The sequence below is a fragment of the Oricola thermophila genome, from assembly GCF_013358405.1.
GTDB classification, from domain to species: Bacteria; Pseudomonadota; Alphaproteobacteria; order Rhizobiales; family Rhizobiaceae; genus Oricola; species Oricola thermophila.
In genome coordinates this window covers 653356-677400 of record NZ_CP054836.1, presented here as the reverse complement: position 1 = coordinate 677400, position 24045 = coordinate 653356, and the positions used below count along the sequence as shown (strand labels likewise).

General features: G+C 64.3%; 25 protein-coding genes and 1 pseudogene. 8 read left to right on the top strand and 18 right to left on the bottom strand.

Annotated features, from left to right (window positions below; all coding sequences use genetic code 11):
- Position 1: 1 nt before the first annotated feature.
- The 10 genes from phnE to phnG form a co-directional block, all read right to left on the bottom strand.
- Positions 2-859, bottom strand: coding sequence for a phosphonate ABC transporter, permease protein PhnE (gene phnE / locus HTY61_RS03145; protein ID WP_175275434.1), 858 nt, complete (start codon positions 857-859; stop codon positions 2-4).
- Positions 860-924: 65 nt separating this feature from the next.
- Positions 925-1839, bottom strand: a complete 915-nt coding sequence (phnD, locus tag HTY61_RS03140; RefSeq protein ID WP_175275433.1) for a phosphonate ABC transporter substrate-binding protein — start codon at positions 1837-1839, stop codon at positions 925-927.
- Positions 1840-1937: 98 nt separating this feature from the next.
- Positions 1938-2777, bottom strand: a complete 840-nt coding sequence (phnC, locus tag HTY61_RS03135) for a phosphonate ABC transporter ATP-binding protein (RefSeq protein ID WP_175275432.1) — start codon at positions 2775-2777, stop codon at positions 1938-1940.
- Between the two features lie 233 nt (positions 2778-3010).
- On the bottom strand, positions 3011-3631 hold the full coding sequence (locus tag HTY61_RS03130) for a DapH/DapD/GlmU-related protein (RefSeq protein WP_175275431.1): 621 nt from the start codon (positions 3629-3631) through the stop codon (positions 3011-3013).
- 6 nt (positions 3632-3637) lie between these two features.
- The gene (gene phnL, locus HTY61_RS03125) at positions 3638-4342 is read right to left on the bottom strand and encodes a phosphonate C-P lyase system protein PhnL (protein ID WP_175275430.1); all 705 of its coding nucleotides are present in this window, start codon (positions 4340-4342) and stop codon (positions 3638-3640) included.
- Between the two features lie 2 nt (positions 4343-4344).
- Positions 4345-5121, bottom strand: coding sequence for a phosphonate C-P lyase system protein PhnK (gene phnK, locus HTY61_RS03120; protein WP_175275429.1), 777 nt, complete (start codon positions 5119-5121; stop codon positions 4345-4347).
- A complete protein-coding gene (locus HTY61_RS03115; RefSeq protein ID WP_175278389.1) occupies positions 5118-6002 on the bottom strand; it encodes an alpha-D-ribose 1-methylphosphonate 5-phosphate C-P-lyase PhnJ in 885 nt (294 codons plus the stop codon). The genes phnK and HTY61_RS03115 overlap by 4 nt, the downstream gene beginning before the upstream one ends.
- A gap of 14 nt (positions 6003-6016) precedes the next feature.
- Positions 6017-7120, bottom strand: a complete 1104-nt coding sequence (locus tag HTY61_RS03110; RefSeq protein WP_175275428.1) for a carbon-phosphorus lyase complex subunit — start codon at positions 7118-7120, stop codon at positions 6017-6019.
- A gap of 2 nt (positions 7121-7122) precedes the next feature.
- Positions 7123-7734, bottom strand: a complete 612-nt coding sequence (gene phnH / locus HTY61_RS03105) for a phosphonate C-P lyase system protein PhnH (protein WP_175275427.1) — start codon at positions 7732-7734, stop codon at positions 7123-7125.
- Positions 7734-8189 carry a phosphonate C-P lyase system protein PhnG gene (gene phnG, locus HTY61_RS03100; RefSeq protein WP_175275426.1) on the bottom strand — a complete coding sequence of 152 codons (456 nt, stop codon included), beginning with the start codon at positions 8187-8189 and terminating at the stop codon, positions 7734-7736. The genes phnH and phnG overlap by 1 nt, the downstream gene beginning before the upstream one ends.
- A gap of 167 nt (positions 8190-8356) precedes the next feature.
- Between phnG and phnF the strand changes: the two genes are divergently transcribed.
- Both phnF and HTY61_RS03090 read left to right on the top strand, forming a co-directional pair.
- Positions 8357-9100: a phosphonate metabolism transcriptional regulator PhnF gene (gene phnF / locus HTY61_RS03095; RefSeq protein WP_197945393.1), complete on the top strand. Its 744-nt coding sequence runs from the start codon at positions 8357-8359 to the stop codon at positions 9098-9100.
- Between the two features lie 35 nt (positions 9101-9135).
- Positions 9136-10143, top strand: coding sequence for an LLM class flavin-dependent oxidoreductase (locus HTY61_RS03090; protein WP_175275424.1), 1008 nt, complete (start codon positions 9136-9138; stop codon positions 10141-10143).
- A gap of 13 nt (positions 10144-10156) precedes the next feature.
- Here the strand turns inward: HTY61_RS03090 and HTY61_RS03085 are convergent, their stop codons facing one another.
- Complete coding sequence (locus HTY61_RS03085) at positions 10157-10672, bottom strand: O-acetyl-ADP-ribose deacetylase (protein ID WP_175275423.1); 516 nt, start codon at positions 10670-10672, stop codon at positions 10157-10159.
- Between the two features lie 105 nt (positions 10673-10777).
- On the opposite strand from HTY61_RS03085, the gene ggt reads away from it, so the two are divergent.
- Complete coding sequence (gene ggt, locus HTY61_RS03080; RefSeq protein ID WP_175275422.1) at positions 10778-12595, top strand: gamma-glutamyltransferase; 1818 nt, start codon at positions 10778-10780, stop codon at positions 12593-12595.
- A gap of 20 nt (positions 12596-12615) precedes the next feature.
- On the opposite strand, the gene HTY61_RS03075 is transcribed toward ggt, so the two are convergent.
- Positions 12616-12966: a hypothetical protein gene (locus HTY61_RS03075; protein ID WP_175275421.1), complete on the bottom strand. Its 351-nt coding sequence runs from the start codon at positions 12964-12966 to the stop codon at positions 12616-12618.
- 244 nt (positions 12967-13210) lie between these two features.
- Here HTY61_RS03075 and HTY61_RS03070 point away from each other — a divergent pair, with 244 nt between their 5' ends.
- Positions 13211-13780, top strand: a complete 570-nt coding sequence (locus tag HTY61_RS03070) for a GNAT family N-acetyltransferase (protein WP_175275420.1) — start codon at positions 13211-13213, stop codon at positions 13778-13780.
- A 14-nt stretch (positions 13781-13794) separates the two neighbouring features.
- On the opposite strand, the pseudogene HTY61_RS03065 reads toward HTY61_RS03070, so the two are convergent.
- Positions 13795-14259: pseudogene (locus HTY61_RS03065) on the bottom strand (cell wall hydrolase); the annotation flags it as partial.
- A 1187-nt stretch (positions 14260-15446) separates the two neighbouring features.
- On the opposite strand from HTY61_RS03065, the gene HTY61_RS03060 reads away from it, so the two are divergent.
- Positions 15447-16931, top strand: a complete 1485-nt coding sequence (locus HTY61_RS03060; protein ID WP_175275419.1) for a serine hydrolase domain-containing protein — start codon at positions 15447-15449, stop codon at positions 16929-16931.
- A 170-nt stretch (positions 16932-17101) separates the two neighbouring features.
- Here HTY61_RS03060 and HTY61_RS03055 read toward each other — a convergent pair whose 3' ends face one another.
- From HTY61_RS03055 to HTY61_RS03040, 4 genes are all read right to left on the bottom strand, one after another.
- The gene (locus HTY61_RS03055) at positions 17102-18418 is read right to left on the bottom strand and encodes a TRAP transporter large permease (RefSeq protein ID WP_175275418.1); all 1317 of its coding nucleotides are present in this window, start codon (positions 18416-18418) and stop codon (positions 17102-17104) included.
- On the bottom strand, positions 18418-18969 hold the full coding sequence (locus HTY61_RS03050) for a TRAP transporter small permease subunit (RefSeq protein ID WP_175275417.1): 552 nt from the start codon (positions 18967-18969) through the stop codon (positions 18418-18420). The genes HTY61_RS03055 and HTY61_RS03050 overlap by 1 nt, the downstream gene beginning before the upstream one ends.
- Before the next feature lie 75 nt (positions 18970-19044).
- Positions 19045-20067 carry a TRAP transporter substrate-binding protein gene (locus HTY61_RS03045; RefSeq protein WP_175275416.1) on the bottom strand — a complete coding sequence of 341 codons (1023 nt, stop codon included), beginning with the start codon at positions 20065-20067 and terminating at the stop codon, positions 19045-19047.
- A 24-nt stretch (positions 20068-20091) separates the two neighbouring features.
- Positions 20092-20667: a gluconokinase gene (locus HTY61_RS03040; RefSeq protein WP_175275415.1), complete on the bottom strand. Its 576-nt coding sequence runs from the start codon at positions 20665-20667 to the stop codon at positions 20092-20094.
- 99 nt (positions 20668-20766) lie between these two features.
- Between HTY61_RS03040 and gntR the strand changes: the two genes are divergently transcribed.
- The 3 genes from gntR to HTY61_RS03025 all read left to right on the top strand — a co-directional run bounded on the left by gntR (position 20767) and on the right by HTY61_RS03025 (position 22625).
- Entirely contained in the window at positions 20767-21798 is a 1032-nt protein-coding gene (gene gntR, locus HTY61_RS03035; RefSeq protein ID WP_175275414.1) for an HTH-type transcriptional regulator GntR, read from the top strand.
- 138 nt (positions 21799-21936) lie between these two features.
- Complete coding sequence (locus HTY61_RS03030) at positions 21937-22425, top strand: bacterioferritin (RefSeq protein ID WP_175275413.1); 489 nt, start codon at positions 21937-21939, stop codon at positions 22423-22425.
- Positions 22422-22625, top strand: coding sequence for a hypothetical protein (locus tag HTY61_RS03025; RefSeq protein ID WP_175275412.1), 204 nt, complete (start codon positions 22422-22424; stop codon positions 22623-22625). The genes HTY61_RS03030 and HTY61_RS03025 overlap by 4 nt, the downstream gene beginning before the upstream one ends.
- A 422-nt stretch (positions 22626-23047) precedes the next feature.
- Here the strand turns inward: HTY61_RS03025 and HTY61_RS03020 are convergent, their stop codons facing one another.
- Complete coding sequence (locus HTY61_RS03020; protein WP_175275411.1) at positions 23048-24007, bottom strand: MBL fold metallo-hydrolase; 960 nt, start codon at positions 24005-24007, stop codon at positions 23048-23050.
- Positions 24008-24045 lie beyond the last annotated feature (38 nt).

The following is a 24045-nucleotide window of genomic DNA, read 5'->3' as shown; positions in this document are numbered from 1 at the left end:
TTCAGTGACCTTTCACGAGACGGTTTCGGTAGTGGCTGGATACCTGGTCGATAATCACGATGGCGAGGAACAACAGGATGAATATCGAGACGACCTCGTCGTAACGGCCAACACCCCACTGCATGGCCAGCCGCAGGTCGTGGCCAATGCCACCGGAGCCCACGAAGCCGAGAATGGCAGAAGCCCGGACATTGATCTCAAAGCGAAGCAATCCGTAGGAGAGCCAGTTCGGCGCAACCTGCGGCACGACACCGAGCCACATGCGCTGCGACCAGTTGGCGCCGACGGAAGCCAGTCCCTCCAGCGGCTTCAGGTCCGCGTTTTCGTTGACTTCCGAAAACAGCTTGCCCAGCGCACCCGATGTGTGGACGGCGATGGCAATCATGGCCGGAACCGGACCGCCACCGAGAACGAAGATGAGGATCAGCGCGACGACGATCTCGGGAATCGCGCGCGTGACGTCCATGATCCGCCGGAAAACGGGGATCAGACGCGGAAACCGCGCGAGTCCGCGCGTCGAAAGCAGGGACAGGAACACGGCCGCGATCGCACCGATCAGGGTCGAAACGCCCGCTATGTTGATGGTTTCGATCAATGACGGAAAAAACCTGACCAGCAGTCCCGGAAGATTGGCGGCCTTCTCGCTCGCTTCGGCAATGACCTCGTGGGGAAAGTCAAAGAAGCTCGTCAACCCGTCCAGGAAACCGCCGGCACTGCGCATGTTTGCGAGCTGATAGCCCGACACCATCAGAAGCGCGAAGACCAGTACGATGATCCCGCTATACACTTGCTTCTGGCGCGCCATCGCCAGATATGCAGTCCTGATGTCCTGGCTTCCGCCCGCCGCGATTTGCGCCATGTCCCAGACCTTCAATAATCAGGCACCGGGCGGGAAACCCGCCCGGCAATGTTGAAATCTTGCGACTAGCTGCCCTTGGCCTTGCGGACGGCGATGATCGTCTCGTAGGCCTCGTGCGTGATCGGACGGAAGCCCGCCGTATCGCCGGCGGCCATGTTGTAGGCGCACTGGGGGTCGCTGTCGTGCAGGCCCTTCAGGAAGTCGACGACCTTGGTCTTGACATCCTCCGGCAGCGCACGACGCAGCACGATCGGACCTTCCGGGATCGGCTTGGACTTCCAGATCTCGACGAGATCGTTCATGTCGATGAGGCCGGAGTCGACGGCCTTGCGCAATGCGCCGGAATTGTAGCCGTCTTCCCAGGCACCCTGACCGTCGGCCCATGTGACGCCCGCGTCGACTTCGCCGTTGTTGACGGCAACGATTGTCTGTTCATGACCGCCGACGAACTTCACTTCCTTGAAATAGTCGCCGGATTCCATCGTGGCGCCAATCTCCTGCGGAATCTCGATCGAGGGAATGAGATATCCGGAGGTCGAGTTCGGATCGCCGAAAGCGAAGACCTTGCCCTTCATGTCGGCAAGCGACTTGATGCCGGAATCGGCGCGGGCAAAGCCGACAGAGTGATATGCGAAGGAACCGTCAAGGTTTGTCTTGACGAGTACGACATCCACGGCTTCCGGATCGGTCAGATAGGTCTTCGCGTAAGCCGAGGCGCCGAGCCAGGCCATGTCGATGGTCCCGCCGAGCAGCCCCTGGATCACGCCGTCATAATCAGCCGGGGTAAACAGCTTGGTCTCGACGCCGAGCAGGTCCTGGACGTAGGCGCGGACGCACTCGTTGGAGGTCAGGCGATCCTGGGCGTTTTCGCCACCGAGAATGCCGATCCGGAACTCGTTGATCTCCTGCGCCTTGGCGGACAGGGAGCCGGCTGCGACAGCAGCAACGGCGACCGTCGCGAGAAGAAGCTTCTTGAACATAAGGTCTCTCCTGTTGGGCTGGATTGCCCGGTTGGTGGTCGTTCGAAGCATGCATCCGCGCGACGCGACCCACATCGCGAGGAATTCCGAAACCGCCGTCAGGGCTGCGCCGCCAGCACTTCCGGCTCGGGCTTGGGCGCGACCGTCTCCCGCACGGCGTTGAAGCTGGTCGAGGTGACAGATTCGGAGAACGCCTCATCGAGGCCGTCCGCCCCGTAGATGCGGCGTGCAGCGGCCTCCGTGAGGTCCTCCGGCGTGCCGTCGAACACCACCTCTCCCGCGGACATGCCGATGATGCGCTCGCAGAAGGCTCGCGCGGTGTCGAGCGTATGAAGATTGGTAATGACAGTGAGGCCGTCCTGCCGGTTGATGTCCCTGAGCGACTGCATGACGATCTGCGCGTTGCGTGGATCGAGCGATGCAATCGGTTCGTCGGCGAGAACAACCTTCGGCTGCTGCATCAGAGCCCGCGCAATGGCCACGCGCTGCTGCTGGCCGCCGGAGAGCGCTTCGGCGCGCTTCACGGCGTGATCGCCGACGCCGAGGCGCTCGAGAATGTCGATGGCGCGCAGAATGTCGGCGCGCGGCCAGACGTTGAATATTGTCGCCAGCGTCGAGCGCTCGTTCAGCAAGCCGTGCATAACGTTCGACACGACATCGAGACGCGGCACCAGATTGAACTGCTGGAATACCATCGCGCAATCGCGATGCCAGCTCCGCAACGCCTTGCCCTTTAGCGACGACACTTCCCTGCCCTCGAACAGGATGCTGCCTTCAGAAGGATCGATCAGCCGGTTGATCATCCGCAGGAGCGTCGATTTTCCGGCGCCCGAAGCGCCGATTATGCCGACCATCTGGCCGGTCGGAATCCTGAGGTCGACTGACTTCACTGCCGTATTTGCGCCGAAACGGCGCGTCACGTTCCTGATTTCGAGCATCGGCAACCCCGATTTCGATTGAGCCAATGCGGGGTCTATGCGGCTTCGATAACCGGAGAATGTCAGTTCGATTTCAATTCCATGACATGTCGAACGGAGCTGTGGACGGTCATCCGCCCCTCCCGGCATGCTTGAAAACAGGGCATCTCCTGCCGGTCGCCCGGGCTCCCGTCCGCGTCATGTCACGGAACTGTCAACAAGTGCGGCAATCGGGATGATGAACGCTGCGCAACTCAGGCGGATTCGTACTTGTCCAGAAACGCCTCGACATCGAGCGCACGGAAATCCTCGAGCGCAGAACGCAGGCGGGCGTGATCCCAGTCCCACCAGGCCAGTGCCAGTAGCCGGTCCACCGTCGCCCTGGAGAAGCGTTCCCGGATCGGCCGCGCCGGAACGCCCCCCACGATCGTGTACGGTGCAACGTCCTTCGTGACGACCGCGCCGGCGCCTATGGCGGCACCGTCGCCGACGGTCACGCCGGGCAGGATGATCGCCCCGTGGCCTATCCAGGTATCGTGACCGATGACCACCCGGTTGCCGCGACGCCATTCGAAGAATTCGTCCTCGTGGGATGCGTCGTCGAAGTAGTCGCCTGCCCGGTAGACGAAGTGGTGCTGTGTCGCCCGCCAGGTCGGATGATTGGTCGCGTTGATGCGCACATGACTGGCGATGTTCGCGAACTTTCCGATGGTCGCGCACCACGCCTCGGTTTCACGGATAAGGTACGAATAGTCGCCGATTTCGCACTCGGAAACGATGCACCGCTCGTCGATCTCCGTGTAGCGTCCGAGGGTGGAATTGGTGACGCGCGCCGTCGGATGGATGAACGGCTCGATGCCCAGCTTCTTCGTCATCGGTGATCAGGCCGCCCGTTTGGCCGCGAAACGCGTGACGTCGATGACCGCATCGGCGACCTCGTCGCGCACGTCCTGGTCGTGAAAGATTCCGAGCAACGCGACGCCGGCTTCCTTCTTCTCCGCAATCATGTCGATCACCACCTGCCGGTTCCTCGCGTCCAGCGAAGCCGTCGGTTCGTCGAGCAACAGAACGGGATGATCGGTAATGAAGCCGCGCGCGATGTTGACGCGCTGCTGCTCGCCGCCGGAAAACGTCGCCGGAGGCAGGTTCCACAGCGTTTCGGGAAGATTGAGCCGGGAAAACAGATGCGCCGCCCTGGCTCTCGCCTCTCCCGGATCGGCGCCACGCTGTACCAGCGGTTCGGACGCAACGTCGAGCGCCGAAACCCGCGGCACGACGCGCAGGAACTGGCTGACATAGCCGATCGTGTCGCGCCGGATGGCGATCACCATGCGCGGATCGGCGGTGGCGAGATCGACATAATCGCCATTGTGCCTGACGAGTATTTGCCCCCTGTCGACGCCGTAATTACCGTAGAGCATCTTCAGGATGGAACTCTTGCCCGCGCCTGACGGCCCGCCCAGCACGGCGCATTGTCCCGCCTTCAGCGAGAAGTCGACATGTTCGACCACCGGAATTTCAACGCCGCCGCGCAAATGCATGGTGAAGGTTTTCGCGATATCGGAAACGACAAGCGGAGTGGGCATCGTCAAACCTGCAGGATCGAGGAAACGAGAAGCTGGGTGTAGGGCGCGCGCGGATCGTCAAGCACCCGGTCGGTAAGGCCGGACTCGATCACCTGCCCGTCCTTCATCACCATCATGCGGTGCGACAGCAGCCGCGCCACCGCGAGGTCGTGGGTCACGACCACCACGGCAAGACCGAGGTCGTTGACGAGACCGCACAGCAGGTCCAGCAGTCGCGCCTGAACCGACACGTCCAGGCCGCCGGTCGGTTCGTCCATGAAAACGAGGCGCGGCCCGGTGACGAGATTGCGGGCGATCTGCAGGCGCTGCCGCATGCCGCCGGAGAAGGCGCGCGGTTGGTCGTCGATGCGGTCGGCACCGATTTCCACCCGCCCGAGCCAGTCGGTCGCCGTGGCACGGATGTTGCCGTAGTGGCGTTCGCCGACGGCCATCAGCCGCTCACCGACATTGGCGCCGGCCGAAACGCTCATGCGCAACCCGTCGGCAGGGTTCTGGTGCACGAAACCCCAATCCGTGCGCATGAGGAATCGCCGTTCCGCCTCGCCCATGCGATAGAGGTCCCGGAACCGGCCGTCGCGCATGCGGTAACTGACGGTCCCGGCGGTCGGCATCAGCCGCGTCGAAATGCAATTGAGCAGCGTCGTCTTGCCGGAGCCGGACTCGCCGACGACGGCCAGCACTTCGCCGGGATACAGATCGAAGCTGACATCGCGGCAGCCGGTACGGGTGCCGTAGAATTTCGATACGCCGCTGACTCTCAATAGTGGTTGGTCGCTCATTCCGCGGCCTCCGTCGTCTCGCCGGCGAGATGGCCGCGATGGCCTTCCGCGCGCCGCTTTTCGCAATAATCGGTATCCGAACAGACGAACATCCGCCCGCCGTGATCGTCGAGGATCACCTCGTCGAGATAGACGCCCTTCGCGGCGCACAGGGCGCACGGCTCCTCGAATTGCTGGATCTCGAACGGGTAGTCCTCGAAATCGAGGCTGACCACCTGCGTGTGCGGCGGCACCGCATAGATGCGCTTCTCGCGCCCCGCGCCGAACAATTGCAACGCGTCCGACATGTGCATCTTCGGATTGTCGAATTTCGGAGTCGGTGACGGGTCCATCACGTAACGCCCCTCGATCTGGACCGGATAGGCATAGGTGGTGGCGATATGACCGTTTCGGGCAATGTCCTCGTACAGCTTCACATGCATCAGCCCGTAGTCCGCGAGCGCATGCATCTTGCGCGTCTCGGTTTCCCGCGGTTCAAGGAAACGCAGTGGCTCGGGGATCGGCACCTGGTAGACCAGCACCTGGCCTTTCTTGAGCTTTTCCTCGGGAATGCGGTGACGCGTCTGGATGATCGTCGCCTTGCCGGTCTCGGTGGTTGTCTCGACATCGGCGACCCTGGCGAAAAAGGCCCGGATCGATACCGCATTGGTGGTGTCGTCGGCACCCTGGTCGATCACCTTCAGAATATCGTCCGGCCCGATGATCGAGGCCGTCACCTGCACGCCGCCGGTGCCCCAGCCGTATGGCATCGGCATCTCGCGCGATGCGAACGGTACCTGGTAGCCAGGTATCGCGATCCCCTTGAGGATCGCACGCCGGATCATCCGCTTCGTCTGCTCGTCCAGATAGGCGAAGTTGTAGGTCGCCAGCCCGTCATCCATATCGGTCCCGATCGTCACTCCGCCGCCTCCTGCATGTCGCTGTCACCACCCTGCCGCTTCGCATGTTCGCTGCGCATGCGTCGCACCAGGTCGAGTTCCGCCTGGAAATCGACGTAATGCGGAAGCTTCAGGTGCTCCACGAAACCGGTCGCCTGCACGTTGTCGGAATGTGAAATGACGAATTCCTCGTCCTGCGCCGGAGCGACGACATCCTCGCCGAGTTCGCCTGCGCGTAGGGCGCGGTCGCACAGCGCCATGGCCATCGCCTTGCGTTCCGACTGACCGAAAACGAGGCCGTAGCCGCGGGTGAATTGCGGCGGCGCCTTGGCCGATCCCTTGAACTGGTTGACCATCTGGCACTCGGTCACCTGGATCCGGCCGATCGTGACGGCGAACCCAAGCTCCGGCACGTCCAGCTTGACCTCGACCTCGCCGATGCGGATTTCGGCGACGAAGGGGTGGGTGCGGGCATAGCCGCGCTGTGTGGAATATCCGAGCGCCAGGAGAAAGCCCTCGTCGCCGCGAGCCAGCGCCTGCAGCCGGGTGTCGCGGGTCATCGGGAATTCCATCGGCGTGCGGGTCAGGTCACCGATCCCGTCGCCCGGCACATCGCCGTCCTCTTCTATCAGCCCTTCCTCGGCGAGAATGTCGGAAACCCGCATCACCGGCGCGTCGTCGCCCATCCGGCTTTCCGGCTCCGCGACCTCGCTGTCGCGCGCCAGTTCCGGATCGAGCAGGCGATGCGTGTAATCGAAGGTCGGCCCGAGCATCTGTCCGCCCGGCAGGTCCTTGTAGGTTGCCGAGACACGCCGCTCGACCTGCATCTCGGCGGTATCGATCGGTTCCGAATATCCGAAACGCGGCAGCGTCGTGCGGTAGGCACGCAACAGGAAAATCGCCTCGATCAGGTCTCCCCTTGCCTGCTTGATCGCGAGTGCCGCCAGTTCCCTGTCGTAGACCGAGCCCTCCGACATCACACGGTCGCATGCCAGCGCAAGTTGCTCCGCTATCTGCTCCAACCCAAGCGCCGGCACCGATCGGTCACCACGCCGCCGGTCGGCGAGCAACCGGTGCGCATTGCGAATGGCGATCTCGCCCCCCTTCACCGCGACATACATGTTCAGGCTCCCCCTTCGACGATCCGCGTCGTGCGCGGCAGGCAGGCGACCGCATTCGGCGCAGCCAGGATGATGTCGATGCCGCGCGGAAACATTGCGCCGTTCTCGCGCCACTGCATTTCGAAATGGCCGGGTAGCGGATGCGGGGCAAAGGATCGCGTATTCCGGATACCGGGACCGCGAAGCGTCAGCGGATCGCCCCCGGTCAATGTCTCGACCTGCAGGATCAGCGTTGTCGAGCGGTCCGGATATTCCTGCGTACCGAGAGTAAAGCCGGAAAGAGGAGGCGCCAGCCCGGGATCCGTGACGATCCCGAAGGATGCATCCGAAGCCATGCTCGCGAATGGTGCACCTGCATGAAAGGATATCCAGCCCTTCACCGCGTCGCTGCGCGCCAAATTGGCATCAAGCCAGACCGGCGTGTCAGCGTCCGCAAGTGTCAGAACCACCGCCCCCGCCGTTGCGCTCAGCGGCGCCGGAGGACCGGCAACCGTTTCGATGCTGTGCACCGTGCCCGGCTGCGCCATCGCATCCATCACGGCGCGAAACACGGACTGCGCGGCAAAAACGGGTTCGGCAAAGCCGCCCTCGACGATCTCTGCGCTTGCCATCATCAGTCCTCTCCTCGCACCATCGTGAAGAAATCGACCCTGGTCGCTGCTGTTTCCGCACGCCGCTTCTCATCCCGGGCGACAAGCGATTCCAGCAGAGGCTGCACGATTTCCGTGTCGACACGCACCGCCATCGCCGGGTCCTGAGAAAGCGCATCGAGGATCGCGATCAGCTTCGCCTTTCGCCGGTCACGCCCTAGAGCAACCGAATGGCCGACCGCGCCGTTTTCCAGCCGCACCGTCGCCCGCGTTACCGTCGCCTCGCCAAAATTGAACGGCGCGCCGCCCCCGCCGATCCGACCGCGCAACGCCACCAGCCCGGTCTCCGGACCACGCACGATCTCGCAAGCCGGGTCGATTCCAAGTCGCTGCCACAACTCGGCCAGTTCCGAACCGCTGGCCCTGGCAAGCACCGACAACCGCTCCTGCCTTTGATTTCCCGTTACCTGTCCTGCCATCCCATTCCCTGGCCACCTTGGATCACAACATGTCTATTGATATAGACAACTGAACATATTATTCATGTATCCGTCGCGGATGACAGAAGTATGACGGAGGACGGGATTTGCGTGACAAGTTGCTGGAGCGAAAATCGGGCGTGGCACTTTGGCGCCAGATCGCCGACATGATCCGCTCGGACATTGCCAGCGGCGCCGCCGGCGCGGACGGAAAGCTGCCGTCGGAGATGAAGCTGGCCGAACGCTACCGTGTAAACCGCCACACGGTTCGATCCGCGATCGCCTCGCTCGAACAGGAAGGCGTACTCCGTTCCGAGCAGGGACGCGGCACCTTTGTCCGGCGCCGGAAACGGCTCAGCTATCCCATAACAAGGCGCACACGCTTCTCAGCCGGCCTCGGCAACCAGGCAGGTTCTACAAGCACCCGCATGCTTGAAAGCCACGAAGAACCCGCGTCCGAGACAGTCGCCGACGCGCTGGGCATTTCTGCCGGAGATCCGGCGATACGCCTCGAGACGATCAGCGACGCCGACGGTGTACCGGTGTCGCGCGCGACTTCGTGGTTTGACGCCACGCGTTTCGCCGACATCCGAAAGACTTTCGAGGAACATGCCTCCATCACCAGGGCGCTGGCCTCCTGCGGCGTGAGAGACTACATGCGCAGGTCGACTGTGGTGGAGGCGCGCCATGCATCCGCGGAGGACATCGAACTCCTTGGTCTTTCGGCCGGCGCCATCGTGCTGGTGACACGTGCAATCAATGTCGATGCCGAGGGAAAACCCGTCCACTACTCGGAAACCCGCTTTGCCGCCGACCGTGTCGAGTTGAAGATCGACAACGACGACCAAACGGCGCCGACCAGCGCTCGTTCGGACAAGGGCCCGCTTGAACCGGGGCGGCACAGACCATAGGTCGTGGCGACCGCAACCGTTCCCTGTGAGCCTCCATGGTCCCCTATTCGCTGCTTGATCTTTCGCCCATACCCGAAGGTTTCGAGGCCGCCGATGCGCTTCGCAACACGCTAGACCTCGCCCGCCATGCGGAAGAATGGGGATACAACCGGTACTGGCTGGCCGAGCATCACAATTCGCCCGGCATCGCCAGCGCCGCAACATCGGTCCTGATCGGCCATGTCGCAGGCGGAACCAAGCGGATTAGGGTCGGAGCCGGCGGCATCATGCTGCCGAACCATTCACCGCTCGTCGTCGCCGAGCAGTTCGGTACGCTGGCGACGCTCTTCCCTGACCGCATAGATCTCGGCCTCGGCCGCGCGCCGGGAACCGACATGGCCACGGCGCGGGCACTGCGCCGCGGCATGGATGGCGCCGACCATTTTCCCAACGACGTGGTGGAACTGATCGGCTACCTCGGCGATTCCGATCCCGGTGCGAAGGTTCGGGCGATCCCCGGCACCGGCACGAAGGTGCCGATCTGGATCCTCGGATCGAGCCTTTACGGCGCGCAGCTCGCCGCCCATCTCGGCCTGCCCTATGCTTTCGCCTCGCACTTTGCCCCGGCGGCGCTGGAACAGGCATCCGAAATCTACCGCCGCACTTTCCGGCCGTCCGAGTTTCTCGCAAGGCCGCATTTCATGCTCGCGATCAACCTCTTTGCCGCACCGACGGACGAGGAAGGCCGGTATATCCGGACCTCGATGCAACTCGGGTTCGCGAGGCTCCGCACCGGCATGCCCGGCAAGCTGCCGCGCCCCGTCGAGGACATCGACGCCGCGATCGACCCGAATGTGCGCCCGATGGTAGACGAGGCGCTCCGGATCACCGCCGTCGGCTCCCCCGAAAGCGTCAGGAACCAGCTTGCCCGCTTCATCGACGAATACCGCCCGGACGAGGTGATCCTGACCGGTCATATCCACGATCACGCGGCGCGGTTGCAGTCCTTCCGGATCGGTGCCGAAGCGATGCGGGAACTGGCGGAAACGGACATGCCGGACTGATCCTGTCCGTCATTTACAGTGCGGCAATCGCCACGCGGTGGAGTTCGACCGACCGCTCCGAGAAACAGCAGAAGGTGACGCGCTCGATCTTCGGCAGTTCGCCAAGCGTCCGAGCCACGGTTTCGACAGCGATCTTCGCCGCCGCCTCCGCCGGATAGCCGTAAACACCGGTGGAAATCGCCGGAAAGGCAACGGTGGAACAGCGATGTTCCGCGGCCAGCAGCAGCGAATTCCGGTAACAGGAGGCCAGCAATGCCGGTTCGCCCACCCCGCCGCCGCGCCACACCGGCCCGACCGTGTGAATGACGTGGCGCGCCGGCAGGTCATAGCCGGCCGTGATTTTCGCCTGACCGGTGGGGCAGCCGCCGAGCGTGCGGCATTCGGCCAGCAGCCCCGGCCCGGCCGCGCGGTGAATCGCGCCGTCCACGCCGCCACCGCCCATAAGGCTCTCATTGGCAGCGTTGACGATGGCATCGACGTCGAGCGTGGTGATGTCGCCCTGAACGACTGTAAAACGGTCTTCGATCATGATGAGGCTTCCATATCCTGCGAGATTGTTACACCTGCCGACAAGGAGGCAAGTCTTGCCGCGAGGCCCTTTCCATCCTCTAATATGGGGAGAAAGGAGGCCCCAATGACCTTTCGAGCCAGCATCCGAATTGCCATTATTGCCGCCGCAGGCTTGTCAGCCCTTGCCGGCAATGCCCGCTCCCAGGAAGCCGCCGATGCCATCGCACCCGAAATCGGGACTACCGGCCCCCACGGCTTCACGTCGCCGGAGATTCGTGCCGCACTGGAAGCCAAGGCCGCCGGCAAGCCGGTCGAGGCGAAGAACTGGATGGTCGCGGCAGCCAATCCGCTGGCTGTCGAAGCAGGCGCAAAGATTCTGCGCGCCGGCGGCAGCGCGGCAGATGCGATGGTCGCCGTTCAGACCGTTCTCGGTCTGGTCGAGCCGCAATCTTCCGGACTCGGAGGAGGCGCGTTTCTCGTCTGGTACGACGCGGCGACCGGCGAAATCACCACGCTGGACGGCCGAGAGACAGCGCCGATGGAAGCAACCCCGACCCTGTTCCAGGACGGGAACGGCGAGCCGCTGAAATTCTTCGACGCGGTCGTCGGCGGGCGCTCGGTCGGAACGCCCGGAACGCCGATGCTGCTGGAGGAAGCCTGGAAACGCTGGGGCAAGGTGGACTGGCCCGATCTGTTCGCCAACGCCATCGCGCTTGCCGAAAACGGTTTTGAGGTGTCTCCCCGCCTTGCGGGCATGATAGCCGCCGACGCAAAGCGACTTTCACGCTTTTCGACCACGGCCAACTACTTTCTCCCGGGGGGCACGCCTCTGAATGCTGGAGACCGGCTGCAGAATCCCGCATATGCCGAAACGCTGCGCGCAATTGCGATGGGCGGGGCGGACGCGTTCTATTCGGGTCCGATAGCGCAGGCCATTGTCGACACGGTACGCAATGCCGAGGGCAACCCCGGTGTCCTGTCGATCAAGGATTTCGAGACCTACACGGTAAAGGAACGGCCCGCTGTCTGCGCGCCCTATCGCGGCCATGACGTCTGCGGCATGGGGCCGCCCTCCTCCGGCGCGCTGACCGTCGGCCAGATCCTCGGCATCATCGAGAACTTCTCGCTCGGCGATCCGGGCGATACCGATACCTGGCGGCTGATCGGCGATGCCTCGCGCCTCGCCTTTGCCGACCGCGGCCGCTACATGGCCGACAGCGACTTCGTCCCCGTGCCGGTCAAAGGCCTGCTTGATCCCGACTACCTGGCCGAACGCGCCAACCTGATCGAGGGCGACCGGATCGACGGCTTCGGGGCGCTGGAGGAAGTCTTGCCCGGCGAACCGCCCTATGACCACGCGCTGCTGCTAGGCGACGACGCCTCGATCGAGTTTCCCTCTACCAGCCACATCTCCATCGTCGATGCCGACGGCAATGTCCTGTCCATGACCACGACCATCGAAAACGGGTTCGGCTCGCGGCTGATGACCAACGGCTTCCTGCTCAACAACGAGCTGACGGACTTCTCCTTCCGGACGCATGCCGGCGGCTGGCCGATCGCCAACCGGGTCGAACCGGGCAAGCGCCCCCGATCCTCCATGTCGCCGACCATCGTGCTGCGCGAAGGCAAGCCGGTGCTGGCCATCGGCTCGCCGGGCGGCAGCCGCATCATCGGCTACGTCGCGCAGGCAATCATCGCCCATCTAGACTGGGGCATGGACGTGCAGCGGGCGGTCTCCATGGCGCACGCGGTCAACCGCTTCGGAACCTTCGACCTCGAAGAAGGAACAGTGGCCGAATCCCTGAAACCGGCCCTGGAGGCGATGGGTTACAAGGTGAATGTCGGTGAACTCAATTCCGGCCTGCACGCCATAGCCATCCGGCCGGACGGTCTCAGCGGCGGGGCGGATCCGCGCCGGGAAGGCATCGCGCTCGGTGAATGAGCCGGTCGCGCCGCCTGCCGTCAGCCGCGGTAGGCGGAAGCCGGCGTGGCCGATATCGGCGGCTGGTCGGCCGCGCGCGCGGCCAGCGCGTCGCTCATGGCCTTGCCGGAAATGATCATCAACGCAAGATCGGTGATATCGACACGCGCGAGCGGCTGCCGGCCCATGTCGCCAACCTGAACGCGCAGCGCGGCTTCGGTGTAGAAGGCCTTTTCCTGCAGCTTCAGCAGCATTTCCTCGACGCTCGTCGCGCCACCGGCGGCGATGCCTTGCGTTTCCAGCGGCGGGCTGACGGTCTCGCCGGGCAGGGTCCGCAGCCCGTGGGTCGGACGTGTTTCGGAAACTGGGGATACGGGCGTGATCGCGGTCATGTCCATGCTCCTCGTCGGCGCAGGAATAACCACCGGTGATGAAGGAACGGATTCTTCGCGAACGAGTATTTTTCTTAATTTTGAGTGATTTGAGCCAATATTCTCATCCTGGGAAATGCATTCGTCGCATGGCTCCCATGCACACTCCGCAACGGATTGCTGCGACAAAGGTATTATATTGGACCTGCAGGCGTCGAGACGACGCGTGAATCGGAATTCCGGGAGGAGCTAACCGGAGATTCTCATGCTCAGCATCCGCAAGCTGACGAAAAAGGAAAACCCGCTTCTCGAGGAACACCTGCTCCGTGTCGGCGGCGAGGACCGGGTGATGCGGTTCATGGGCGGGGTCAACGACGATTTCATACGTGCCCACTGCTCGCTTGTCGGCGGTCCGTCGAGCGTGGTCATCGGCTGTTTCGTCGACGGCACCCTGCGCGGTGCGTCGGAACTGTGGTTCGAGGACGACGGCGACCGGCGATGCGAACTGGCCCTTTCGGTGGAGCACGATTTCCAGGGACAGGGTATCGGCACGGAACTGCTGCGGCGCTCGCTGGTGCTGGCGCGCAACCGCAATGCGAAATCGATCTATATCGCCTGCCTGCCGGAGAACCGGAAGATGCGGCACCTGCTCAGGAAATTCGGCCGCATCGTCACCCGGCTCGATTCCGGGACGCTGGAAGCGGAACTCGCACTGCCGGCCCGGTCGCACCTGTCCCTGTGGCAGGAATTCGCCGGTGACGGCATCGGCATGATGGACGCGCTTGTCGAGCGGATCACGCATACCGGCGCGTCGGAACATCGCGCCGCCGCCTGATACCGCCTCCTGGGCTACTTCCAGCCGCCGCCGCGCGTGCGGAAAAACTGGTGCTGGCCGATGGACGCCATCTTCTGCATCGCCCCGGCCCAGCGCGGCCGCACGTAGCTGGCGAAGTAATGCGTCGCCGAGCCGACTTCCGGCAGGAAGGTCTCGCCCGAGGTCACGGCCATCGCCACATCTCTGGCGCGCTGCCATGAGCTGCGCGAACGGATGACGTCCCGTATCCCGTCGCAGACGAAGGAAAACTGGCAGCGGTTTCGCTGGTCGGCATTCTGGTAGACGACGCCGCACACGGTGTTCGGAAAGGCCGGGTTGCGCACGCGATTGAGGATCACCTGCGCAACGGCCGCCTGCCCCTTGCGGCTCTCTCCGCGCGCCTCGAAATAGATCGCGGTCGCGAGGCACTGCTGTTCCTCCGCCGTGAACACGTTTTCCGGCAGCGGCTTTCGCATCCAGGCGTGATCGCCCTTCCCTACCGGCGGCTGGGTGTAGAAGGCGAGCGGCGACCAAACTACGCGCTTCGCCTCGAACGGCGTGTAGGCGATGGCGTAGGGATCGGTTTCGCCCTCCACCACGGGATCGGGCCTCATGGGCAGCGGTCCGGCCAGGCGTTCCGGCGCGACATTGGCGAATGCGCGGGCCACTGCCCGGTCCGGCACGGCCGCCGCCTCGCCCGCGGCGCGCGACACCGCCCACCAGCGGCCGATCTTGCCGGCCTCGTCCACGCGGGCTTCGGTCCATCCGGTTGTCGAGAACTGGGGAAGCGCGGCCTGGGTCGGCAGGGAGAGATTGGCGAATACCGCGATCGCCGGAAGCGCCGCAATGCGGAAAATCCGTCGGAACCTGCGCCGGCCCTTGTCCCCGCGAATAAGCGGCACGTCCCCTCCGTATACGCTCAAGCACACAAATCGTTAACCCTAACAAAGCGTTAAGGGCGACGACCGAAGCCCTTTCACGGCACAAATGGGGCGAAATGGTGGCGATGGCCGGAATTGGGCGGAATGCCGCGCATCGCACGGGTAAAGCAACCGGCCCCGCATCAGGCCATGCCCTATCCTCGCCACGCCCCGGAACCAACCGGTCTGGCCATTGAAACGGGTGGAAGACGGGCGGTCGGAGGCCGCTCATCTTGATTTTTGCGCGGTCCCCCGACCGCCCGCTCGGCATTCTCACGACATCAGTCATCCCGCCGCCTTGCCCGTGGGCAGCTCGCAGGCCGGATACGGCACGCATCTGTGACCCGCCTTCCCCGTGGCGGATGCGCTCGCGTTCCGGCGCCGCTCGCCCGCCGCTGCTGCTACCGCCCGGGGGAGCCGGCGGCACGGCGGTCACGCGCGGGACCGATATGCCTCCCCGGTTTCGGAGCTGTTGGGCGACTTCCGTCAAGCCGGCTCCTGCCCGCGCCACCTGCACGCGGACACCGGGTACCGTCCCCCTCCCCGAAATGCCGGTGCGCACTCAGGCTTCCGCGAGGGGGCAAGGGGAAGGGTAAGGGAGGCCGGAGGGCGGTGGACAAGTTTTCGCGGAAATGCCGGGATTCCGGGAAAGCGGCGCAGAATTTGTCCAACGGAGGCGGAGCCGCAGCAGTTGATCTGCATCATGTCGCCCGCGACGCATCCGGAACTAGATCGCTTGAAACGCGAATGCGGACCGCATTCGCGCAATGAACGGCAGGCACATGTATCCCGAACAGACGCCACGCACGCGAAATTTCCTTGCCTTCTTTCACCGCCTGTTGCGTCCGGCCGCGGCCGCACTTGCCCTCGCCGCCTTTCCGGGCCTCGCCGGCACGCCGGCCGCGCCGGCCGGAGACGAGAATATCGGGACGCTGGCGGCCAACCTCCGGACGCGGGTCCCGGCCCGCATGGAAGCCGACGGTGTGGCAGGCGCGGTGATCGTCGTGCTGCGGGACGGCGTCCCGGCATGGAGCACGGCCTTCGGCATCGCCGATCCCGCAACAGGCCAGATGATGGTGGCGGACATGCTCTTCCGGGTCGAGTCGCTGTCCAAGCCCGTGACCGCATGGGGCGCCATGCGGCTTGCCGAGACCGGACGACTCGACCTTGATGCGCCGATTTCCGGCTGCCTGTCGCGCTGGGTTCCGCCGTCCGGCACGAAGCCTTTTACGGTCCGGCAGCTCCTGTCGCATACGGCGGGGATCGGCCTTGGCGACTACGCCGCGCGTTACGACCCGGCGGGTCCTCGCCCGGACCTGGCACGGTTCCTGGACGCGGATTTCGCGCAACCCGGCGATCCCGGCTCCGGATTTGCCTATTCGGACACGGGTTTCGCGCTGCTCGAACTGGTGATGGAGGATTGCACCGGCGAGGATTTCTCCCTGATGATGAAACGGGAAGTCCTGCAGCCGCTGGGCATGGAGCAAGCAAGCTTCGAGTGGACCGGCGCCGGAATGCCGGTGGGCCACGACCTGCACGGCCGCACCGTCGCTCCCTATGTCTACCCGGCGCGCGCGTCCGGCGGCCTGCTGGCCACTGCGACGGATATTGCACGTTTCGCCGCCGCCGGCATGGCGGAAGCGGCACAACCGGTACTGTCCGCACAGGGCGTGGAAGAGCTGCATGCCCCGGCCGTCGAGGTGGGCGGGCTGTTCGGCTTCGCCGCCGAGGCATACGGCCTCGGCCATTTCGTCGAGACATTGTCGGACGGGCGCAGGGCTGTGTGGCATGGCGGCCAGGGCCATGGCTGGATGACGCATCTGCACATGGTCCCGGAAACCGGCGACGGCATCGTGATCCTCGCCAACAGCCAGCGCGCCTGGCCGCTCTTCGCAGACGTGCTGCGGACCTGGTCGCAAAGCCTCGGCGTGGCGCCGGTCGGCATGACCCGCGTGCTTCTTGCCGAGACCGCCGCGCGCTTCGCCATCGCGGCACTTGTCCTTGGCGGCATCGCCGCTGCATGGGCGGCATGGCGACGTCCCGCCGGCAGGATGTCGCGCATTGCCGCCGGCGTCTTCGCCCTGCCGCTTGTCTGCCTGCCCGCCTGGGCGGCAACGCGCGACTACCTGTTCCTGTTCTCGATCCTGCCGGGGCTGTGGCCGTGGCTCGCGGCCGCCTCCTGCGTGGCGGGGGCCGGCCTTGCCGCCATTGCGGCCGCGCCGGAACCGCGGAAGGCGAAACGGCGCGGATGACGGGAAGGAGGAAGACGGGCAGCACCGCCGCCGGCAGCAGGCTGTTTCCGTCCTACCAAGCGCAGGCAGCCGCCGGCACGATCGCGATCAGCGGCAGGGGCAGGTGGAGCGGATAGGAGATCCGGCCGAATATCCCCGGCAACGCGCGGCTGCCGGCAAAGCGGACAATCCTATCGCCCGGTAATGAACGGAAAAGCGATCAGGAGTGCGAGGGCCAGCACCTGCAGGGCGATGAACGGCAGCAGCGCGCGGAAGATCATTCCCAGCGAAATCTCCGGCGGGGCGACGCTCTTCAGGTAGAACGCCGCGGGCCCGAAAGGCGGCGACAGGAAGGAGACCTGCATGTTCATGCAGAACAGCACGCCGAACCAGACCGGATCATAGCCAAGTTCGATGATGATCGGCACGAAGATCGGCATGGTCAGTAGCGCGATGCCTACCCAGTCCAGGAACATGCCCAGCACGAACAGGATCATCATCATGAACAGCAGGACGATCGTCGGATTGTCGGATATTCCGGTAATAAGTTCGGAGACGAACTTGATACCGCCCATGAGGTTGAAAACGCCTACCAGCGCGCTCGCGCCAATGCCGATCCATACGATCATGCCCACCGTCTGAAGGGTCTGCAGGGCAGCGTCCTTCAGCAGCCCCAAGGTGAACTCGCCGCGCACGATCGTCGACAGGATCACGCCGGCCACGCCAACGGCGGAAGCCTCCGTCACGCTGGCAATTCCGCCATAGATGGACCCCAGTACCCCGCCCACGACGCAAAGCGGCAGGATGAGCCCTTTGAGCAACCGGATCTTCTCGGCTGTCGGAGCTGCCGGTCCTTCCGGAATCGGGGCGACGGCGGGATTCAGATAGGCGCGGATCAACACATAGGCCACGTAGAAGGAGGCCAGCATCAGGCCCGGAACGAATGCCGAGGTAAACAGGTCACCGACCGAAACATTGGCGGTCAACCCGTATATGATGAGGACGATGGAGGGCGGGACCATCGTGCCGAGCGCACCGCCCGCACAGACCACGCCGATGGCAAGCCCCCTGTCGTAACCGAGCCGCAGCATCTGCGGCAGCGCCACGAGTCCGAGCAGCACGACCTCGCCGCCGATGATGCCGCTCATTGCTGCCAGGATGACGGCGACCGCGATCGTCTGGATGGCGACGCCGCCGCGCAACCGCCCGCCGAGCAGTCTCATCGCGTCGAACAGGTCGCGGGCGATGCCCGACCGGTCGAGGATGGCGGCCATCAGCACGAACATCGGCACCGAGACGAACACGAACGAGGAGACGAAGGAGAAGACGCGGCTGGTGATCAGGGGGACGACCATCGGCCCGAACCAGCCCAGCGCGAAGATCAGCGCCACCAGCAGCGTGACGAAGGCCAGCGGTATGCCGCAGACCAGGAAGCCGAGCAGCATGGCGAACATGAGCAGCGTGCCGCCCTCGATCCCGAGCGACTGGAACGACCCGAAAATTTCCATCAGTTGCGGCCCCGGGCGTAGTTGATGGCGAGGATGACGAACTGGACAGCCATGACGGCCATGACGACCAGCAGGAATATCTTCAGGAGGCCGGGATAGACGGGATCCCACGCGCTGCCCGAACGCTCGAGGCGGAACGAGCCGTCGGGGCGAAAGGCCGCCCGCTGCACCATGGCCCAGGCCGCCCACGCGAACATGGCACTGGATGCTGCACAGACGAGGGATATGAAGACATCGAGGATACGCCGCGCGCGTGCCGGCAGTGCATCATAGACCAGCACCACTCGAATGTGCTTGTCGCGGGCGCTGCAATAGAGACCGCCATAGACGAATGCGATGCCGCACAGGAAGATCGTGGTCTCGTGCGCCCAGATTGTCGGCGCGTTGAAGATGTAGCGCAGTGCGACCTCGTTGATGAGAATGGCCATCGACAGGACAATGCCGAGAGCAAAGACGACGCCCGCCCGGTCGATCAGCCGGCCAAGAAGCCCTGCCTGCGGGATCGCCCCCGCTTCCCGGCCCTCGTCCGGAACTGCCTTTTCATCGCTCATCGTGGTCATCCTCCCGAGAAAGACCGGGCGGCCTAGCCGCCCGGTGCTACCATTCGGTTACAGCTTCCTGCCGGATCACTTCAACAGGCCATTGTCCTTCAGATAGCCGGTCAGGACATCGTAGACCTTCTTCGCGTTTTCCGAGCGCTCGGCCACCTTGGCCCATTCGCCGGTCGCGATGGCACGGAACCGGGCGCGCTCTTCGGCCGGCCAGTCATGCACCGTCACCTCGCCGCTTGCCTTGTCTTCCTCGACGGCCTTCAGGTCGCTTTCGGCGAGCGCGGCAACCTGATTCTGCGCGAACTCGCGTACGCTTTCCTCCAGCGCCGCCTTGAGATCGTCGTCGAGCGCATCCCACTTCGCCTTGTTCATCGAAATCTCGACCAGCGGCATGGAATGGAAGCCGGGATAGACGGGGTGCTTCGCGACATCATGCAGACCCTGCGCCTTGTTGGTCGAATAGACGGAGTAGTCCGCCGCTTCGATCACCCCCTTGTCGAGCGAGGTGAACACTTCCGACCCCGGAAGATTGACCGGCACGGCACCCGCGGCAGCGAACACCTGCTGCACCAGGCCTTCCGGCGCACGCATCTTCACGCCCTTGAGATCATCGACTCCATCGAGCGGAACCTTGGATACGAAAGCCTCGAGGCCCGGCGTTGTCGCACCGATGAAATGCAGGCCGTAGGGCTCGAGCAATTCGTTCATCAGCGCCTTGCCGCCACCCTTCTCCATGAAGTCGAACATTTCCTGCGGCGAGGACCAAGCCCCGACGGGGTTCGCGATCAGGCCGAAGGCGGGATCCTTGCCCGCGAAATAGGACGTGTCGGTAACATGGCCGTCGAGAATGCCGGCGGCAATGGCGTCCTGGGTCTCGTTGTGGGCAACGATCGATTCCACCGGAAGAAGCTCGATGGCGATGCGTCCGCCGGTCTTTTCCTTCACGCTTTCCGCCCAGCCCTGCTGGAGGATGAAGTTCGCGTTGCCCGCCGGATCGGACGACTGGAATTTCAGCGTCATCTCCTGCGCAATGGCCGACGCACCGAGCGCGATACCGACGGCCGAAGCAAGGGCTGCCTTTATGAGTGACTTGAGCATGTAGATACCTCCCAGACACATGTTTCAGTTTTGCCGGCCTGCGACATCGTCGCCGACCGGACCGGAATTCAGGGACGGCGTTTCCGCATTCCCCAGTTCGCGCAGTACCGTCCCGACGAGCGTGTCGAGAGGTACCGCGACATCAAGAACCATGCCCGCCTCATCCTGTGCGAGCGGTTCAAGAGCCTCAATCTGGCTGTCCAGCAGCGAGCGGCCCACGAAATGCCCTTCGCGCCGGTCCAGCCGTTGCGCGATCAGCTCGCGGTCTCCGTTCAGGTGAATGAAGAGCGCGGACGGAACGAACCCGCGCAGCCTGTCGCGATAGAGACGGCGAAGCGCCGAGCAGGCCACAACGACCGGACCGCCCTGCCGCAGCCTGGCCAGCGTCGCCTCGCCGATGCGATCGAGCCATGGCAGGCGCAGGGCGTCGTCGAGGGGTTCGCCGCGCGACATTCTCGCCCTTGCCTCGTCGGTGTGGAAATCGTCGGCCTCGATCAGTCCGCCCCGGAGACACGCGGCAAGACGCCCGGCGACGGCGCTCTTCCCCGCGCCGCATACCCCCATCACCACCAGAACGTCGTTCGGATTTCCCGCTCGCATGATCAAACTCCCGCCGCAAGGAATATGATAACGCTAACATTTGTCAACACGGCAAATAATGATAAGTTGAGACGAACTTCATAAAATCGGGATTAGCTGTTGAAAAACAACAGAAACAAGACTGTTACGATTGCCGACGTCGCGCGGGAAGCCGGTGTTAGCGCTATGACGGTATCGCGAGCGCTGCGCGAGCCGGATCGCGTTTCCGCCAAATCGCTGAAGCAGATCCGTGCCGTGATCGACCGGCTCGGCTACGTGCCCGACCCGGCAGCCCAGGCGCTTGCCGCGGGGCGGACGAACGTCATCGGCGTGATCGTTCCGTCGGTGACGAACAACGTCTTCGCCGACGTCATGCGGGGCCTTTACGACGCGGCCGGGAACACGCGGTGGCAGGTCCAGTTCGGCAATTCGCGCTATTCGCCGCTGGAGGAGGAAAGCCTGGTGCGCACATTCCTGAACCAGCGCCCGGCCGGCCTTGTCATATCCGGCATCGACCAGTCGGAAGAGACGCGGAAGCTGCTGCGCGAATCCTCCTGCCGTATCGTGCAGATCATGGAGACAACGGACCGGCCGCTCGACATGCTGGTGGGCTTCTCCCACATCGAGGGCGCGCGCGCCGCGACGCGCCACCTGATCGGGAGGGGCTACCGCCACATCGGCTTTCTGGGCGCCCGGCTCGACCCGCGCACCCAGCGACGCCTCGAGGGATTTCGCGACGTACTGCAGGACGCCGGCATGATGGACGAGAACCGCATCGTCACGACGCCGCAACCCTCCACCGTCACGCTGGGCGGCCTGCTGATGGCCGACCTGCTCTCGCGCGCCCCCGACACCGACGCCATTTTCTGCAACAATGACGACCTTGCCCTCGGCGCCCTGTTCGAGTGCCAGCGGCGCGGACTGTCGGTGCCCGCCGACATGGGCATCTGCGGTTTCAACGATTTCGAGATGATGGCATCGGCGGTGCCGCCGATAACCAGCGTCCGCACGCACCGCCAGGAGATCGGGAAACGCGCGATGCGGATGATGGTCGACGCCCTCGAGGGCCGGGAACCGGACGAGACCCTCGTTGATCTCGGCTTCGAGGTGATAGCCCGCCAGAGCACCAACCGGCCGCGCAACGCGGGATAGCAGCCCCCTCGCCTCCCGAAGCGCCGCCGATTAGGCGCCGCGCGAAAACTGGCGTAACATTCCCTTGCGGAAATATGTCGCGCGCAACCGCGCGCTGCCGAAGCCGCGACCGACTTCTCGTCAACAGGGGATGCGACCATGGCACATGCCAAGACACTCAAGAACCTTCAGAAGGCGCTGGGCATGGAGCTGAGCGCTGCGCACCAGTACCAGCTCCACGCCCATGTGCTCGACGGCTGGGGCATCGACCGCCTCGCTGACAAGATGCGCGAGGAAATGCACGAGGAACTCGGACATTCCGACGACTACATCGAGCGCATCATGTTCCTGAAGGGCGAGCCCGAGCTGCGACTGGCCAAGCCGCCGGCGATCGCGACGTCGCTTGCCGAGATGTTCGAGGCCGATCTCGCGGACGAGAAGGAGGCCATCGATTTCTACAGCCAGGCCGCCCGCGATGCCGCCAAGGAAGGCGACGTGGGTTCGCGGCTGCTGTTCGAGACCATCGCCCTCGACGAGGAGGGGCACATGTCGTGGCTGGAACTGCAGCTCGACCTGCTCTCGCGCATGGGCGAGCCGGCCTATATCGCCAAGCACATGACGGCCCCGGGAGAAGGTGAGGATTCATGAGCGGGAAAACCCGCAAGCGCAACCGCCTCACCCCGTGGTTCATCGGCCTTGCCGTGATCCTGGCGGCGGTGATCTTCGTCGGCTACCGGATGCATGCGAGCAATTGCGGCATCTCGATGGGGCTGGAACTCATCGTCCTCGGCGTCATGCCGGTGGTCTACCTGGCGCTGATGTTCCTGACGCTGGAAAGCCAGGAGTAGCGGGCGGCGGGCGTTGCCCGCTGGTTCGGACGGCATCGAATGACCGCGACGGCGCGGCGGCCTGCACGGGCCGCCCGGCCGTTTCCACCGCGCCGGGGCGCGCCGGAAACAAAAAAAGCGGGCTACTGCCCGCTTCCCTCGTTCGCCGAGACTCGAATGGCGCCGGTACTTCCGCGGTCGCCAGACTGTCGAACAGCTCTGACCCGACCTCGCCCGAAAACTCGCAACCTATCTGGAAGGAGCTTCACGCGGCGTCAGCCGGTTGATCAATAGGTGGGGACGGAGTTCAAGGGGCGGGGGCGGTGCACTCTTCCACCTGCTCCGCCCCTGCCCTTCCGTCCAGTCGCTTCGGGAAAGCCCCTGCATTTTTAGCGGACAGGGAAACACCGGTCGGTCACCGACCGACATTAACAGGAAGTCCGCTATTCGAATGGCAAGAACCGGTAGGAGAGACCGTGCACTTCGACACGTCCGCCCCCCGGGAATGGAAGATGCATTCCCGCGACGAGGATTCTGTCGGCCGCAGCCTCGTCGAACATCCGTATGCGCGAGGCGATCGAAAGCTGGCCGTCCGCATCGAAGGTCGACGCCCATTCCGGATGCGCGAACTGCACCTGCGGAGAAACGACAATGTCGCCCCAGACGATCATCTGCTCGGAGCCCGATGCGAGGCGGAAACCGGTGTGCCCGATACTGTGGCCGGGCAACGCGATCGGAAAGACGCCCGGCAGTATCTCGGCCTCACCCGCGAAGGTCTTCACCCGGTCCTTGTAGACCGGCGCCGCGGCCCGTGCTCCGGCGAAGGAATACCGTCCCTGATCCGATGCGGCGGAGTAGACGTCCTCGGACGTCCAGTAGTCCCACTCGGCAGCCGGAACGACAAGCTCGGCATTGGGGAACGCGGCCGCGCCATTCTCGTCCAGCAGACCGCCGACATGATCGTTATGCATGTGGGTAAGCAGCACATGGCCTATGTTGGCGGGATCCACGCCGATGTTCCTCAGCGCCGCAGGCACCTTGCCGAGCGTCGGGCCAAAGAGATCGCGGGTGCCGCTGTCGATGAGCGTGAGCTTGCCCGAGTGTTCCAGCAGAAACGCGTTCACGTCGACTGCGAACTTGCCTGGCTTCTGGCCGGCTTCCTCCAGAAGCGTTCGCCGCTCGGACGGGTCCGCGTCGGCAAATATCGTCGCGTCGAGTTCGACGAAGCCGTCGAGCAGGGCGGTGATCCTGATATCGCCGACGCTCCAGCTGTGCGCGCCGGTGGATTGGCTCGCCCGGACTGGATGGGAAGCTAATTGCAGGGCAGCGCCCGGCGAAACCAGGGCGGTTGCAAAGGCGAACTTGCCTGCACCGGTGAGAAAGCTGCGTCTATCGATGTGCATGGGTTGGCTCCTGTTTTGCTGTGCGCTGCGCCTACGGG